This window comes from Streptomyces sp. NPDC013455, assembly GCF_040632975.1.
In the GTDB taxonomy this organism is placed as follows: Bacteria; Actinomycetota; Actinomycetes; order Streptomycetales; family Streptomycetaceae; genus Streptomyces.
Genome location: NZ_JBEYCX010000033.1, coordinates 28,194 through 43,355, shown reverse-complemented (window position 1 = coordinate 43,355; position 15,162 = coordinate 28,194). Strand labels below are relative to the sequence as shown.

Annotated in this window: 11 protein-coding genes; 10 read left to right on the top strand and 1 reads right to left on the bottom strand. The window is 74.8% G+C overall.

What is annotated here, in order from left to right:
- Positions 1 to 2: 2 nt before the first annotated feature.
- Positions 3 to 374 carry a hypothetical protein gene (locus ABZ576_RS32875; protein WP_360749270.1) on the bottom strand — a complete coding sequence of 124 codons (372 nt, stop codon included), beginning with the start codon at positions 372 to 374 and terminating at the stop codon, positions 3 to 5.
- Positions 375 to 720: 346 nt separating this feature from the next.
- On the opposite strand from ABZ576_RS32875, the gene ABZ576_RS32870 reads away from it, so the two are divergent.
- The 10 genes from ABZ576_RS32870 to ABZ576_RS32825 all read left to right on the top strand — a co-directional run bounded on the left by ABZ576_RS32870 (position 721) and on the right by ABZ576_RS32825 (position 15,148).
- Positions 721 to 1,344, top strand: a complete 624-nt coding sequence (locus tag ABZ576_RS32870) for a response regulator transcription factor (protein WP_360749267.1) — start codon at positions 721 to 723, stop codon at positions 1,342 to 1,344.
- Positions 1,341 to 1,982, top strand: coding sequence for a response regulator transcription factor (locus tag ABZ576_RS32865; protein ID WP_360749265.1), 642 nt, complete (start codon positions 1,341 to 1,343; stop codon positions 1,980 to 1,982). The genes ABZ576_RS32870 and ABZ576_RS32865 overlap by 4 nt, the downstream gene beginning before the upstream one ends.
- Positions 1,983 to 2,155: 173 nt before the next feature.
- Positions 2,156 to 5,347 carry an amino acid adenylation domain-containing protein gene (locus ABZ576_RS32860; RefSeq protein WP_360749262.1) on the top strand — a complete coding sequence of 1,064 codons (3,192 nt, stop codon included), beginning with the start codon at positions 2,156 to 2,158 and terminating at the stop codon, positions 5,345 to 5,347.
- Between the two features lie 30 nt (positions 5,348 to 5,377).
- Complete coding sequence (locus ABZ576_RS32855) at positions 5,378 to 6,646, top strand: diaminobutyrate--2-oxoglutarate transaminase (protein ID WP_360749259.1); 1,269 nt, start codon at positions 5,378 to 5,380, stop codon at positions 6,644 to 6,646.
- Positions 6,647 to 6,674: 28 nt separating this feature from the next.
- A complete protein-coding gene (locus ABZ576_RS32850; protein WP_360749256.1) occupies positions 6,675 to 7,622 on the top strand; it encodes an ornithine carbamoyltransferase in 948 nt (315 codons plus the stop codon).
- A gap of 52 nt (positions 7,623 to 7,674) precedes the next feature.
- Positions 7,675 to 10,005, top strand: coding sequence for a lantibiotic dehydratase (locus ABZ576_RS32845; protein WP_360749253.1), 2,331 nt, complete (start codon positions 7,675 to 7,677; stop codon positions 10,003 to 10,005).
- The gene (locus ABZ576_RS32840; protein ID WP_360749250.1) at positions 10,002 to 11,528 is read left to right on the top strand and encodes an amino acid adenylation domain-containing protein; all 1,527 of its coding nucleotides are present in this window, start codon (positions 10,002 to 10,004) and stop codon (positions 11,526 to 11,528) included. The genes ABZ576_RS32845 and ABZ576_RS32840 overlap by 4 nt, the downstream gene beginning before the upstream one ends.
- Complete coding sequence (locus ABZ576_RS32835; RefSeq protein ID WP_360749248.1) at positions 11,525 to 12,472, top strand: pyridoxal-phosphate dependent enzyme; 948 nt, start codon at positions 11,525 to 11,527, stop codon at positions 12,470 to 12,472. Before ABZ576_RS32840 ends, ABZ576_RS32835 begins: the two co-directional genes overlap by 4 nt.
- Positions 12,473 to 12,582: 110 nt before the next feature.
- Entirely contained in the window at positions 12,583 to 12,843 is a 261-nt protein-coding gene (locus ABZ576_RS32830) for an acyl carrier protein (RefSeq protein WP_360749245.1), read from the top strand.
- A gap of 10 nt (positions 12,844 to 12,853) precedes the next feature.
- Entirely contained in the window at positions 12,854 to 15,148 is a 2,295-nt protein-coding gene (locus ABZ576_RS32825) for a lantibiotic dehydratase (RefSeq protein WP_360749243.1), read from the top strand.
- Positions 15,149 to 15,162 lie beyond the last annotated feature (14 nt).

The following is a 15,162-nucleotide window of genomic DNA, read 5'->3' as shown; positions in this document are numbered from 1 at the left end:
GTTTAATGCTTGCTGTTGTGCCTCAGCTGTTGCACTACCAGACTGGATCGCATTTCCACCAAATATAGTGTCCTGGGAGCCGCGGCGACCGCCTTCTCCACGAACATCGCCCACTGCGGCTTGCCGAGCCGGGCGGCCAGCCGGGCCGGGGGTTCGGCGGCGAGCGCCGCCACCAGCCGGGCGTCGGCGCCCAGTCGGGCCGAGCGCACGGACTCGCAGGCCTGCTCGACCGCCGAGCGGGTACGCGGCCCTGCGGCCGGGCCCGCCGCCGGCGGCGGGTGCGGGGCCGACAGCCGTTCGCGCAGTGTCGCGGCCGGCGCCCACCAGGAGGGCGCGGCCTCCGTGGCGGGGGAGGCGGTGTCGGTTGTGGTCACGTCCGTCACTGTTCCAGCGGTGTCACCCGTCCGTACAGGGGAGCAGCACCCCTACATTTCGCGGCGGTCTACCCAGTCGCCGCCCCCGCGTGCCCCCCTTTCCGCACCGCCGGGCGGCCCGGTGGTGCGGAAAGGGGGGCACGCGGGGCGCGTCGGCGGCGGCCCGCCCCCGGCGGCCGGTGCCGCCCGGCGGCGCCCGGCCGTGTGCGGTCGGGCCGCCTGTGTGCGGGCCGGGGGCGGCCCGGCGGGGTGCGGGAATGCGGGTGATCAGGCCCCATGCGGCACGGCGTTCGGGTGCCGAGACTCTTCGGCGAGAGGTTCGTCCCACGCTGACCGAGGAGTGCACATGGGCAACCCCCTATTGCTGTGCGTCGTGGCCCTGGACCCGGTGCTCGAGGCCGGCGCCGTCAGCGCCCTGTCCGGCAACCCGGACATCGCACTGGTCGAGCCGGAGGAGAAGGCCGACGTGGCCGTCGTGATCGTCGACCGGGTGGGAAGCCGGGAACTCGACCTGGTGAACGCGAGCGGCTCCGGCCCGCACAGACCCGCCGTCATCGTGGTCGCCTCCGACATGTCCCCGGTCGAGGCCGCGGACGCGATCGGCGCCGGGGCTCGTGGCCTGCTGCGCCGGCAGGAGGTCAACGCCGACCGGCTGGTGCGGACCGTGCTGACGGTGGCCGGCGGCGACTGCACCGTGCCGCCCGACCTGATCGACGGCCTCCTCGATCAGGGCGCGGAATCGGACTCGTACCGGGGCGAGCGGGGGCGTGGACGGGACTGGGACCTGGACGAGCGGGAACGCGCGGTGCTGCGGATGGTGGCGGACGGCCGGGAGACCGATGAGATCGCCAGGGAACTGTGCTACTCCGCGCGGACCGTGACCACCGTGGTCCGCGACATCACCCAGCGGTTCCGGCTGCGCAACCGCGCCCACGCGGTGGCCTACGCCCTGCGGACGGGTCTGCTGTGAGCGGCCTCGTCCTCGAAGCGGCGCCGGAGGCCGGACGGCACAGCGGCGCGCTGCGCGTGCACCTCGGACCGGCGGGCGGGGCGGCCCGCGACACGGTGGCCGCCAGCCTGCGCCGGGCCGGTTTCGAGCCGACGGCCGGACGCTCCGACGGAGCCGTCCGGGTGGCCGCCGGCCGGACGCCCGATGCGGCACTGGACGGCTGGCCGGAACCCGGCGGCGGCCCGCTCCTGCTGGTCGCCGACACCTTCACCGCCGCGGGAGTGCGGCTGGCCGTCCGCGCCGGGGCGGTGGCCATGCTGCAGTCCGCCGAGGCCACCCCGGAGCACCTGCTCACCGCCGTCCACGCTGCCCGGTACGGCGAGGGCCGGATGCCCTACGGGGTCCTGGTCCGACTCCTCGGAGAGGCGGGCGGCGGCGACGCGCAGCGCCGGCACCCGACCCCCGACTCGCCGCTGACGGCCCGGCAGAAGACGGTGCTCACGCTGGTCGCCGAGGGCTACGGCAACGCGGCCATCGCCCGTGAGCTGTCGTGCTCCCAGCACACCGTGAAGAACGTGATGTACGACCTGATGGCCCGTCTCCAGGTCCGCAACCGAGCCCACGCGGTGGCGCACGGCGTCCGCACCGGGCTGATCTGACGCGGTCGCGGCCCCGGTGCGGCCCCGCGACCAGAGACATCGACGCAGCAAATGCGGCGACCCGCGCTGCCGCTCCTTCCCTACTGCGCCGCCGCGCGTGAACGGCAAGCTCCGGACGTGCCCCGACCACCCGGGGTGCGTGACGACCTACCCGACTCCTTGGAGGTGAGCCGGTGGACCGCGGTGACAGCCGGACGACGTCCTTCTCGCAGCAACGGCTGTGGTTCCTCGACCAACTGCGACCCGGCACGGCGGACCATCTGCTTCCGCTGGCGCTGCGCCTGCGCGGCGGCCTCGACACCGAGGCCCTCGCCGCCGCTCTGGGCGATGTGGTGGACCGGCACGAGGTGCTGCGTACCCGGTACTCGGCCGCCGACGGCGAGCCGCTGGCCCACGTGGTCCCGCGGGTCGGGGTTCCGCTGGACACGGTAGAGGCGCCCGCCGCCGGAGCGGCCGGCATCGCCGCGGTCCTCGACCGCGCGCTGCACCGGCCGGTCGACCTGTCGACCGCGCCGCCGCTGCGGGCGACCCTGGCGCGGCTCGCGCCCGACGACCACCTGCTGGCCGTCGTGGTGCATCACATCGCCTTCGACTTCACCTCCTGGAACATCCTCACCCGGGACCTGGCCGCGGCCTACCGCGCCAGGACCACCGGTGTCCCCCACGGGCTCCCGGACCTTCCCCTGCAGTACGCCGACCTCGCGGCCCGGCAGCGCGAGCGGTCGGCCGGACCCCGGCTCGCCCGCGGCCTCGCCCACTGGCGCTCGCGGCTGGGGGGCCTGCCGCCGCTGGACCTGCCGACCGACCGGCCCCGCCCCGCCGAGTTCGACGGCGCCGCCGCCGTGGCCCGCTCCACCCTCCCGGCCGGCCTGGTGGCACAGGCGGACCGGCTGGCCCGGTCGCACCGCGCGACCCGGTTCATGGTGCTGCTCGCGGCCTTCCAGGCCCAACTGGGCCGGTACAGCGGGCAGGACGACTTCGCGCTCGGCACTCCGGTCGCAGGCCGCGGCCACGCCGCCGCCAGGGACCTCATCGGCCCCTTCGTCAACACCGTGGTCCTGCGCGCCGACCTGTCCGGCCGGCCGAGCTTCGGTGAGCTGGTGGACCGGGTCCGGGACGCGTCCCTGGCCGACCTCACGCACGCCGACACGCCGTTCGAACGCGTGGTCGGCGAGCTGTCCCCGCCCCGCGACCTCAGCCGCAACCCTCTCTTCCAGGTCTCGTTCCTGACCCTCGACTCCCAGGCCGAACCGCCCGACCTGCCCGGCCTCACGGTCGAGGTGGTGCCCACGCCGGTCGCCGGGACACCGTTCGACCTGGCGCTCGACCTGCTCGGACGCCCCGACGGCAGCCTGGGAGTGCGCCTGCAGTACGCCACCGCGCTGTTCGCACCCGCGACGGCCGCCCGTCTCGCGGAGGACTACGTACGGCTGCTGCGCGGCCTGCTCGCCGCCCCGGACGAGCCGCTGGCCCACGCCACTTCCGCACTCGGGCCGCTGCCCGGCGGTGAGCGCCGCCGCCGGCTCGCGCTCGGCCTCGGCAGCGCCCGCGCCGTGCCCCCGCTGACCGTCACCGACCTGTTCGAGGAGCAGGCGCGACGTACCCCGGACGCCACCGCCGTCCGCTGCCGGGACGGTGAGCTGAGCTACGCCGGACTCGACGAGCGGGCCGACGGGCTGGCGCACCGGTTGCGTGACCTCGGCGTCACCCGCGGCACCCGGGTGGGCGTCCTGTTGGAGCGCGGCACCGGGCTCCTCGTCGCGCTGCTCGGCATCCTCAAGGCCGGCGGCGCCTACGTTCCGCTCGACCCCCTGCACCCCGTGCGGCGTATCGGCCACCTGATCGAGGACACCAGGGCCGCCGTGGTCGTCACCAGCGGTCCGCTCGCCGAACGGGTGGCCGGCACGGAGGCGGGGACCCTCCTGATCGACAGCGCCCTGCCGCCGACCGGTCCGGCGCACCGGCTCGACCGGACCACCGGCCCGGACGACCTCGCGTACGTCTTCCACACCTCCGGTTCGACCGGCACGCCCAAGGGCGTACAGATCCCGCACAGTGCGCTGACCAACTTCCTGTACGCGATGAAGGCCCGGCTGGAGCTGGGGCCGCGATCCACCGTCCTCGGCGTCACCACCGCCTCCTTCGACCCCTCGATGCTGGAGCTGTGCCTGCCGCTGTTGACCGGCGCCCGGCTGGTGCTGGCCGACGGCGAGCAGGCCCGCGACCCGGAGCGCCTGATCCGGCTGATCGACGAGGCCCGCCCGGACCTGCTCCAGGCCACGCCGTCGATGCTGCGGGTGCTGGTCGACACGGGCTGGACCCCCGGCCCCGGCCTCACCGTGCTGTCCGGCGGCGAGAAGCTCCACACCGACCTGGCCGCGGCGCTCGCCGCCGGCGGCGCCCCGGTCCAGGACCTCTACGGGCCGACCGAGGCAACGATCTGGACCAGTGTGGCCCGGCACGGCGCCGACGGGCGGGTACGGGAGTGGGCCGCGGTGGACAACACCACCGTCCGGGTGCTGGACGACCGGCTGGAGCCGGTGGCCGAGGGCGTCACCGGGCACGTCTGCATCGGGGGCGGAGGACTCGCCTGGGGCTACCGGGGGCGGCCTGCCCAGACCGCCGGCTCCTTTCTGCCCGACCCGCACTCCACCGTGCCCGGCGGCCGGCTCTACGCCACCGGCGACCTCGGCCGGCTCCGCCCGGACGGCTCGCTGGAGATCCTCGGCCGCAGCGACCACCAGGTGAAGATCCGCGGCCACCGGATCGAACCGGGCGAGGTCGAGGCGGCGTTGCTCGCCCTCGACGGCGTCCGCGCCGCCGTGGTGCACCCGACTCCGGACGCCGGCGGCGGCCAGCAGCTCACCGCGTACCTGGTCGCGCAGGACGCCGGAGACCCTCCCACGCCCGACGCCCTGCGCGCCGAGCTGCTCGACTCGCTGCCGCACCACCTGGTCCCGGCCACGTTCGTCCTGCTGGACGCCATCCCGACCGCCGTCAGCGGGAAGGTCGACCGGCACGCGCTGCCGGTGCCGACGCCGCAGTCGGCCGGCCCGGCCGCCGCTCCGCGCACCCGCAGGGAGCGGTCCGTGGCCAGCGTCTGGGAGGAGGTTCTCGGTGCCACCGGAATCGGCGCCCACGACGACTTCTTCCTGCTCGGCGGGCACTCGCTGCTCGCCACCCGGGTGTCCGTGCGACTGCGTGCCGCCCTCGGGGTGGACGTGCCCGTGCGGGCCCTGTTCGACCACCCCACCGTCGCCGCCCTCGCCGCGGCCTTGGACGGCTACCCGCGGCTGGCCGGCGACGGCCCCCTGCCGCGGCTGACCGCCCGTCCGCGCGGCGACCGCACGGCCGCCGGCCGCTGACCGAAACCGCCCTCTCGCCCAAGGACCGCCATGACCCTCGCCGCGATCACCGACACCTCCGTCTTCGAGAAGATCGAGTCCGAGGTGCGCATGTACTGCCGCACCTTCCCCGTGGTGTTCGAGCGCGCCAAGGGCGCGCTGCTGCACACCGACGACGGCCGGACCTTCATCGACTTCTTCTGTGGCGCAGGCAGCCTCAACTACGGGCACAACCACGACGCCGTCAAGCGGCGGATCCTCGACCACCTCGCCGGCGACGGCCTCATGCACGGCCTCGACCTGCACACCGTCGCCAAGCGCGACTTCCTCACCCGGTTCACGGACGTCGTGCTGCGGCCCCGCGGCCTCGACTTCAAGGTGCAGTTCACCGGTCCGACCGGCACCGACGCGGTGGAGGCCGCTCTCAAGCTGGCCCGCCGGGCGACCGGTCGCACCGGTCTGACCGCCTTCACCGGTGCCTACCACGGCATGTCCCGCGGTTCGCTGGAGATCACCGGCAGCCGCCGCGCCCGCCGCGCGGGCTCGGTCACCGGCGGGGACGTGACCTTCGTGCCCTTCGAGGACGGCCCGCTCGGCCCGTTCGAGTCGATCGGCCTGATCGAACGGCTGTGGGCCGACCCGTCCTCCGGCACCGAACTGCCCGCGGCGGTCGTCGTCGAACCGGTGCAGATGGAGGGCGGCGTCTATCCGGCGAGCGGGGAGTGGCTGCGCCGGCTGCGCGAGGTCACCGAACGGTACGGGGTGCTGCTGGTCCTGGACGAGATCCAGACCGGCTGCGGCCGCACCGGCACGTTCTTCGGCTTCGAGGACTCCGGCATCATGCCGGACATCGTCACCGTCTCCAAGTCCCTCAGCGGCTACGGGCTGCCGCTCTCGCTCACGCTGTTCCGCCGCGAACTGGACCTGTGGCAGCCCGGTGAGCACACCGGCACGTTCCGCGGCAACCAGCTCGCCTTCGTGGCGGCCACCGCGGCGTGCGAACTGTGGCAGCAGGAGGACTTCCTGACCGGTCTTCGGCAGGGTGCGGAACGCCTCACCCGGTTCCGGGCCGACGTCGGCGCGCTGGACCCCGACCTCGTGCTGCGCGGCCGGGGCATGGTGCTCGGCATCGACACCGCCCGGGCGGGCGGTCCCGAGCGGGCCGAGAGGGTCCAGCGTCACGCCTTCGAGCACGGTCTGATCGTCGAGCGCTGCGGCCGGTACGACGAGGTCCTCAAGGTGATGCCGCCGCTGACCGTCGCGCCCGGCCTGCTCGACGAGGGGCTCGGCATCCTGCACGACGCCCTGCGGGCGAACTGACGGCCGACCACCCCAGGAGGAGAATCCGATGCCTCGCCCCAACCGCCACCACCTGATCTCCGTCGACGACCTGACCGACCGGGAGCTGCGCTGGCTCGTGCACCGCGGCGCCCAGTACGCCGCCGGCGAGTGCGAAGGCGCCCGGCCGCTCGCCGACTCCGTCGTCGGCGTGCTGTTCCGCAAGACGTCGACCCGCACCCGGACTGCGTTCTCGGCCGGCGCGCTCCGGCTCGGCGGGCGGCTGATCACCTACGGTCCCGGCGACCTCCAGGAGAACACCGGGGAGAGCTCCTGGGACACCGGCGACGTGCTCTCCCGCATGCTCGACGTACTGGTGGCGCGTACCGCCGGCAGTACCGAGGAGCTCCGGGCCTACGCCGCCCAGCAGCGGATGGCCGTGGTCAACGCGATGAGCGCCGCCGAGCACCCCACCCAGGCGCTCACCGACCTCACCACGATGCTCGGCCGCTTCGGGCGGATCGAGGGGCTGCGGGTGCTGTACGTCGGCGAGGGCAACAACACCGCCTCGGCGCTCGCCCTGGCCCTCAGCCGGTTCCGGGACACCGAGCTGCACGTGCGGACCCCGGCCGGCTACGGCCTCGACCCGGACTTCCTCGACCGGGCTCTCGGCCACGCCAAGGAGTCCGGCGCGCTGGTCGAGGAGCGGCACCACATGGCCGACCTGCCGGAGGTCGACATCGTCTACACCACGCGCTGGCAGACGACCGGCACGACCAAGCCCGACCCCGACTGGCGGCGCGTCTTCGTCCCGTTCCGGGTGGACGCCGCCGTGATGGCGGCCTGCCCCGGCGCCGTCTTCATGCACGACCTGCCCGCGCACCGGGGGGACGAGGTGACCGGTGAGGTGTTGGACGGCCCCGCGAGCATCGCGTTCGAACAGGCCGAGAACAAGTACCACAGCGCCCGCGCCGTTCTGGAGTGGTGCCTCGGCGGCATCCCGGCAGAGCCGGCCTGACGACCGGTCGGCCGCCGGCCCGGCGCACACATCCCAGGGAGGTAGCACAGCAATGTCCGACACCATACGCATGCCCGGCGACGGGTGGCGCCTGTGGACGCACTTCGCGCTCCGCGGGCCCGGCTTTCCCGCCGCGGGGGTACTCCGGCTGGCGCCGGAGGGCCTGGCCTCGGCCGCGGACAAGTTCGCCCCCGAGGAGGTGCCGGCGGGGGCGGACTGGCAGGCGTTCGAGGAGGCCTTCGCCGCGGCCGCGGTGCGGACCGCGCGCGACCTCCAGGAGATCGCCGCCTCGGCGCCCTTCCGGGCCGCGGTCGCCTGGCAGAACCGTACGGTGCTCCGCACCGGCATCAAGCCGTTCCTCGACTGGACGCCGTCCGCCGAGGGCCGCACCAGCATGCCCCGCCAGCGCGAGGAGCTGGTCGCCCACTACTGGCAGCGGTTCTGCGTCAAGAACGACACCATCGGCTTCTTCGGCCCGGTCGGCTGGGGCACCTTCGACACGTCCCGGCGCGGCGTGGAGGTGCGCTCCGGCACCGGCCTGGTCGCCGCGTCCCGGGTCTACTTCTCCAGCTGGTCGATGGACGCCCTCGCGAAGGCGATCGACCGCGATCCGCGGGTGCGCGGGTGGACACCGCCGCGCCAGGTTCCGTTCGTCCGGGTGGCCGACGGCGCGGTGCGCCTGCCCGGCCGCCCGCCGCAGCCGGTCCCCGAACCCGCGCTCACCGTGCTGCGCCTGTGCGACGGGCGCCGGACGCCCGCCGAGATCACCGCTCTGGCGGCCCGGGAGCTGGGCCGGGACCTGCCGGCCCGGGAGGTGACCGAGGCCCTGGAGTGGCTCGTCTCCCGCCGGCTGATCGGCTGGAGGCTCGACGTGCCCGCCGGCACCTACCCCGAGCGGGAGCTGCGCACCCTCCTGGAGCGGATCGGCGACCCGGCGGTACGGGAGCCCGCCCTGGCCAAGCTGGCGGTGCTGGTGGCCGGCCGCGACCGGGTCGAGCGGGCCGGTGCCGACCCCGAGGAGCTGACCGCCGCGCTCGCCGCCCTGGAGGCCGACTTCGCCGAGATCACCGAGGTGTCGGCGCTCCGTGAGAAGGGGGCCCGGACCGCCCCCAACCGCGCCCTCGTGTACTCCGACTGCCGCCGGTCCGCGACGGCGACCGTGGGCACCGCCGTCCTGGAGCGGCTCGCGCCGCTGGAGCTGTGCCTGACCGCCGCCCGCTGGATGACCAACCGGTACGCGGAGGCCGTCGGCGCGCGCATCCACGATGCCTACCTCGAGCTGCGCCGGCGGCACGGGCAGGTCGACCTCGGTACGCTCTGGTTCGCCTGCCTGCCCGCCCCGCACCCCGAGTCGTTCGCCGACATCGAGCGCATCCAGGCCGACCTGCGCGAGCGCTGGGGGCGGATCATCGACGCCCCGCCCGGCGCCCGGCGGGTCTCGCTCTCCAGTGCCGCCATCGCCGACCAGGTGCGCGAGGCGTTCCCCGAGGGTGGGCGCGGCTGGTCGATCAGCCGGTACATCAGCCCCGACCTGATGATCGTCGCCGAGGACCTCGAGGGCGTCGAACGCGGCGAGTTCCAGCTCGTCATCGGCGAACTGCACGTCGCCATGAACACCCTCGGCCAGTCGCTCTTCGTCCACCAGCACCCCGACCGCGGGCAGTTGCTCGACGAGACCACCCGGGACTTCCCCGGCCCGCGGCTGCTGCCCATGCTGCCCAAGGAGCTTCCGCTCAAGTGGTCCGCCCGCAGCCGGCAGGCCCTGGAGCGCCCGGAGGACCACTACGTCGCACTCACCGACCACAGCGCCGACCCGCACCGCCCGCGTACCGTCCGCTCCGGTGACGTGCGGGTGGAAGAGCGCGACGGCCGGCTGTCGGCCGTGCTGCCCGACGGCTCGGTCTTCGACCTGCTCGACGTGTTCTGCCACGCGCTCACCAACCGCGTGATGGACCGCTTCACCCTGCGCCCGGACGGCGACCACTCGCCCCGGATCACCATCGACTCCACCGTCGTCGCCCGGGAGTCCTGGCGGTTCACCGGTTCCTCGCTGGCCTTCGCCGACGACAAGAACGAGGCCCGGCGGTTCGTCCGGGCCCGGCAGTGGCGGGACGCGCACGAGCTGCCCCGCTTCGTCTTCGTGGTCTCGCCCACCGAACCGCGGCCGTTCTTCGTCGACTTCGACAGCCCCGTCTACGTCAACATCCTCGCCAAGGCCGCCCGCCGGCTCGCCCGCAAGGACCCCGGCGCCCGGCTCACCGTCACCGAGATGCTCCCCACCCCCGAACAGACCTGGCTCACCGACGACGAGGGCCGGCGCTACACCTCCGAACTACGCCTCGTCGCCGTCGACCGGAGCGCCACCCGCGGGGAGCCGGCATGACCGCCCCCGCACGGCGGACCTTCGCCGAGGACATCCGTGCGCACGCCGACCGCGCGCCGCACTCCCCCGCCGTGCTGACCGCCGACGGACCGACCGGCTACGGCGAACTCGCCGACCGGGTCGATCGGCTCGCCGCCCACCTCGCCGCCCACGGTGTGGGACCGGAGCGGGTCTGTGCCGTGGCCCTGCCCCGCGGCGTCGACGCCGTGGTCGCGACCGCCGCGGTCGTCCGGGCCGGCGGGGCGTTCCTCACCCTGGACACCGACCTGCCCGACCGGCGGCTCGCCACGCTCGCCGCCGGCGGCGGAGCGGCCCACCTGCTCACCTCGGCAGCCCTCGCCGACCGCCTCGGACCGCTGGTCGACGCGCCCGCCGTCCTGGTCGACCGGCTCCCGGCCGCCGGCCCGCCGCCGACCGCCTTTCCCGCCCCCGGTCCGCGCTCGCTCGCCTACGTCTGCCACACCTCGGGCTCGACCGGCGCCCCCAAGCCCGTCCTGATCGAGCACGGTGGCCTGGACGCGTACCTCCGCGCGGTCGTCCGCGACAACGCCCTCGGCCCCGGCACCGTCACCCTCCAGCTCGCCCCGCCCGGCTACGACGCATCCATCCGGGACACCTTCGCACCGCTCGCCGCGGGCGGATGCGTCGTCCTGGTCGCACGCTCGCAGCTGCTCGGCGCGGACGCCTTCGCCGACACCGTCGCCGCGTACGGGGTCGACACCGTCCTCAGCACCACTCCCTCCTTCCTGAGCTTCCTCGCCCAGTCCCCCCGCGCGGCCGAACGGCTGCGCGCCCTGCGCCTGGTCTGCTCCAGCGGCGAGTCGCTGCGCCCCTTCCTCGCCGCCGGCGGCCGCGCTCTGGTCGGGGGCCGGCTGGTCAACCAGTACGGGCCCAGCGAGTGCACCATGACCTCCACCCGGTACGAGGTGCCGGCCGCCCCCGACACGTCCGCGGACACCGTCGGAACCGCCGTCGACGGCACCGTCGTACGCCTGCTCGACCCGCAGGGGCGCGAAGTCCCGGACGGGTGGACCGGCGAGGTGCACATCGGCGGTGCGGGCGTGGCCCGCGGCTACGGCGGGCAGCCCGGCCCGACAGCGGACCGGTTCCCGCCCGACCCGTACGGGCCGCCCGGCACACGCCTGTACCGGACCGGCGACCTCGCCCGGCGCGGCCCCGACGGGAATCTCGAGTACCTGGGGCGGGCCGACCGCCAGATCAAGATCCGCGGTCACCGGGTGGACCCGGCCGAGATCGAGGGCGCCCTGCTCGCGCACCCCGAGGTCACCGGCGCCGTGGTGACCGCCGAGACCGACGACCGGGGCCGGACCTGGCTCGGCGCCCATGTCACCGGTCCGCTCGGCGGCACCACCGACGCCCAGTTGCGCGCGCACCTGGCCCGTACGCTGCCCCCGCACATGATGCCCAGGCGGTTCACCCGGCTGGAGCGCCTGCCCGTCACGCACAGCGGCAAGGCCGACCGCCGGGCACTGCGCGCCCCCGTGCCGTGGCCGGTGTCATGACAGCCGCCGAGACCCGGATCGGACCGGCCGCCGTGCTGGCCGCCGCCGACCGGATCGCCGACCACGTCCGGCACACCCCGTTGCTGTGCCGCGACTCCCTGCCCGGTCTGCTGGTCAAGGCCGAACACCTCCAGCGCAGCGGGTCGTTCAAGCTCCGTGGCGCGGCCAACGCGATGCTCGCTCTCGGTGCCGACGAGGTGGTCGCCGGGTCCTCCGGCAACCACGGCATCGCGGTGGCCACGCTCGGCCGTACCCTCGGCGTCGGCGTCACCGTGGTGATGGCGGCGGGTGCGGCCGAGACCAAGGAACGGGCCGTCCGGGCGCTCGGCGGCCGGGTCGTCCGGGTGCCCGGCGGGGTGGCCGAACGCGACCGGTACGCCATGGACCTGGCCGCCCGCACCGGGGCCGCCCTCGTGCCCTCCTCCGACCACGAACTGGTGGTGGCCGGACAGGGCACCGTCGGCCTGGAAGTGTTCCGGGACGCCCCGGACCTCGACGCGATCTTCGTACCGGTGGGCGGTGGCGGCCTGCTGGCCGGCGTCTGCCTCGCCGCGGCGCACCTCCCGGGCGCGGTCCGGATCATCGGCGTGGAACCCGACCGGACCCGGCGCTACGCCCGCTCGCTCGCCGCCGGCCGTCCGGTCGAACTGCCGCCCGGCGACTCGGTGGCGGACGGGCTGCGCGGCCAGCGGCCCGGCGAGGTGATCCTCCCGATCGTCCGGGACCGGGTCGACGAGCTGATCGGTGTCGGCGACCGGGCCGTGCTCGACGCGATGGCCCTGCTGCACCGCGCCGGCATCCCGGCCGAGCCGAGCGGTGCCGTCGCACTGGCCGGCGCCCTGCGGCTCGGGCTGCCCGGCCGCAGTGCCGTCGTCGTGTCCGGCGGCAACAGCGCCGCGGCCCTGGCCGCCGCCCCATCCGCGCACGCCGGCACCGGCCGCTGACCGCGACCGGCCGGCGACCGGTCACCCCGTCCACCGGCCGCGCCGCGCCGCGGCCCCTCCTCCTCCGTTTTCCGCTGCCGACACCCACACCACTCACAGAAGGAAAGGCCATGAAGCTCATCGACACCGCCGAACTCACCGTACGGATCACCGGCTACTACCGCGAGACGCTCGGTGACGACACCCTCGACGCCGCGAGCGACTTCTTCGAGGCGGGCGGCGACTCGCTCGCCGCCTTCCAGATCGTCGACCGTCTCCAGGAACTCCTCGACGCCGAGGTCGCCGTCGCCCTGGTCTTCACCTATCCGTCCCCGGCCGAGCTCGCGGAGGTCGTCGTCGACGACCTGTCCCTCGCTCCCGCGTCGGCCTAGGGGCACCGGGATGCACGAGGGATCCGTCTTCCTGAGCGGCCGCCGGCGGCTGTGGGACCAGGTCGCGGTGCGCGGCGCGGGGTTCCCGGCGGACGGGGTGCTGCGGCTCGCGCCGGAGGGCCTGGCCGCGGCCGCGGACAAGTTCGGTCCGGGGGACGCCCTGTCCGGCGCGGCCTGGGACGCCTTCGAGGGAGAGTTCACCCGGGCCGCCGTGCGGGTGGTCGAGAGCGCGCAGGAGATCGCCGCCTCCGGGCGGTTCCGGGCGGCGGTCGCCTGGCAGAACCGGGGGGTGCTCGACTCGGCGATCCGGCCGTTCCTCAACTGGTCGCCGGCGACCGGGGGCCGGACCTTCAAGCAGCGCCAGCGCGAGGAGCTGGTCGCCCACTACTGGCAGCGGTTCTGCGTCAAGAACGACACCATCGGCTTCTTCGGGCCGGTCGGCTGGGGCACCTTCGACACCTCCCGGCCCGGCGTGGCCGTCGAGCCGGGCACCGGACTGACCTCGTCCTCGGAGGTCTTCTGGTCCAGTTGGTCGGTCGACGCCCTGGCCCGGGAGATCGACGCCGACCCGGCGGTGCGCGCCTGGACGGCACCCCGCCGGGTGCCGTTCGTACGGCTGGAGGGAGACACCGTACGGATCCCCGCCAGGCCACCGCGCCCGGTGCCGCCGGAGACGCTCCGGGTGCTGCGCCTGTGCGACGGCACCCGCTCCGTCCGGGCCATCCAGCAGGAGGCCGGCCCGGGAACGGACGTGCCCGCCCTGCTCGAGGAACTGGTCAGGCTGCGCTGGATCACCTGGCGGCTCGACGTACCCGCCGACATCCGGCCCGACCGCCGGCTGCGCGCCTGCCTGGAGCGGATCGGTGAGCCGGCCCTGCGCGCCGCCGCCCTCGCCCGGCTGGACGAACTGCAGGACGCGGTCCAGGCCGTCGGGGCGGCAGCCGAGGACCCCGAGCGCCTGGTCGCGGCGCTCGCCTCCGTCGAGCAGGCGTTCCGGCGAGTGACCGATGCGGCCGCCAAACGCGAGAAGAGCACCACCACGGCGCCCGGCCGCGCGGTGGTCTACTCGGACAGCCGCCGCGCCGCCCGGGTGACGCTCGGCAGCGACGTGCTGGCCGCGCTCGCACCGCTCGACCTGCTGATGTCGGCGGCCGGCTGGCTCACCTCCGCCCTGGCCGCCCGTCTGACGGAGCGCGTCACCGAGGTGTACGAGCGGCTGCGCGCCGGTACCGAGCCGGAGCGGCCGGTGGACCTCGCCACCTTCTGGTTCGCCTGCATGCCGGTCCTCCACGGGGCCGCGGTCACCGACGCCGCCGACCTCCAGGCGGAGTTCGAGCGCCGCTGGCAGCGGATCCTCCCGGTGTCGGAGGGGGTGCGCCGGGTCACGGTCGTCGGCGCGGACATCGCCGACCGGGTCGCGGATGCCTTCGGGCCGGCCACCGCACCGGGCTGGACCGCGGCGCGGTACGTCAGCCCCGACGTGATGATCACCATGGAGGAGGCAGGCGCCGGGCACGGCCGGCTCCACATCACCCTCGGCGAACTCCATCTGGCCGCCAACACGCTCGGGAACGAACTGTTCGTCAACCAGCATCCGGATCCCCGCCAGCTCTTCGGCCGCACCGACCGGGACCACCCGGCGCCACGGCTGATGCCCTTGCTGCCGAAGGAGCACAAGTCCCGGCTCTCCGCCCGGATCCGGCACGCGCTGGTACGGCCGGAGGACTACCAGGTCGCCCTCCTCGACAACACGGCCGACCCGCACCGCGACCGGACCGTGCCGAGCGCCGACGCCGTGGTGGAACGCCGCGGCGACCAACTCTGCGTGGTGCTGCCCGACGGTGCGGTGTTCCCGGCGGTCGAGGTCTTCGCCCATGTGCTGACCACGCTGGTGACGGACCGTTTCCGGCTCCTGCCGGAAGCCGACCACTCCCCCCGGGTCACCATCGACCGCATGACGGTGGCCCGGGAGTCCTGGCGGTTCACCGGCTCGTCGCTGGCCTTCGCCGACGACAAGAACGAGGCCCGGCGGTTCGTCCGGGCCCGGCAGTGGCGGGACGCGCACGAGCTGCCCCGCTTCGTCTTCGTGGTCTCGCCCGCCGAACCGCGGCCGTTCTTCGTCGACTTCGACAGCCCCGTCTACGTCAACATCCTCGCCAAGGCCGCCCGCCGGCTCGCCCGCAAGGACCCCGGCGCCCGGCTCACCGTCACCGAGATGCTCCCCACCCCCGAACAGACCTGGCTCACCGACGACGAGGGCCGGCGCTACACCTCCGAACTACGCCTCGTCGCCGTCACCGACTGAGCCACCCCACCGGA

Bases quoted from the DNA above. Each gene is read 5' to 3' on its own strand.
- ABZ576_RS32870 (WP_360749267.1), top strand. From the start codon at position 721: ATGGGCAACCCCCTATTGCTGTGCGTCGTGGCCCTGGACCCGGTGCTC.
- ABZ576_RS32855 (WP_360749259.1), top strand. From the start codon at position 5,378: ATGACCCTCGCCGCGATCACCGACACCTCCGTCTTCGAGAAGATCGAG.
- ABZ576_RS32850 (WP_360749256.1), top strand. From the start codon at position 6,675: ATGCCTCGCCCCAACCGCCACCACCTGATCTCCGTCGACGACCTGACC.
- ABZ576_RS32845 (WP_360749253.1), top strand. From the start codon at position 7,675: ATGTCCGACACCATACGCATGCCCGGCGACGGGTGGCGCCTGTGGACG.
- ABZ576_RS32840 (WP_360749250.1), top strand. From the start codon at position 10,002: ATGACCGCCCCCGCACGGCGGACCTTCGCCGAGGACATCCGTGCGCAC.
- ABZ576_RS32835 (WP_360749248.1), top strand. From the start codon at position 11,525: ATGACAGCCGCCGAGACCCGGATCGGACCGGCCGCCGTGCTGGCCGCC.
- ABZ576_RS32830 (WP_360749245.1), top strand. From the start codon at position 12,583: ATGAAGCTCATCGACACCGCCGAACTCACCGTACGGATCACCGGCTAC.
- ABZ576_RS32825 (WP_360749243.1), top strand. From the start codon at position 12,854: ATGCACGAGGGATCCGTCTTCCTGAGCGGCCGCCGGCGGCTGTGGGAC.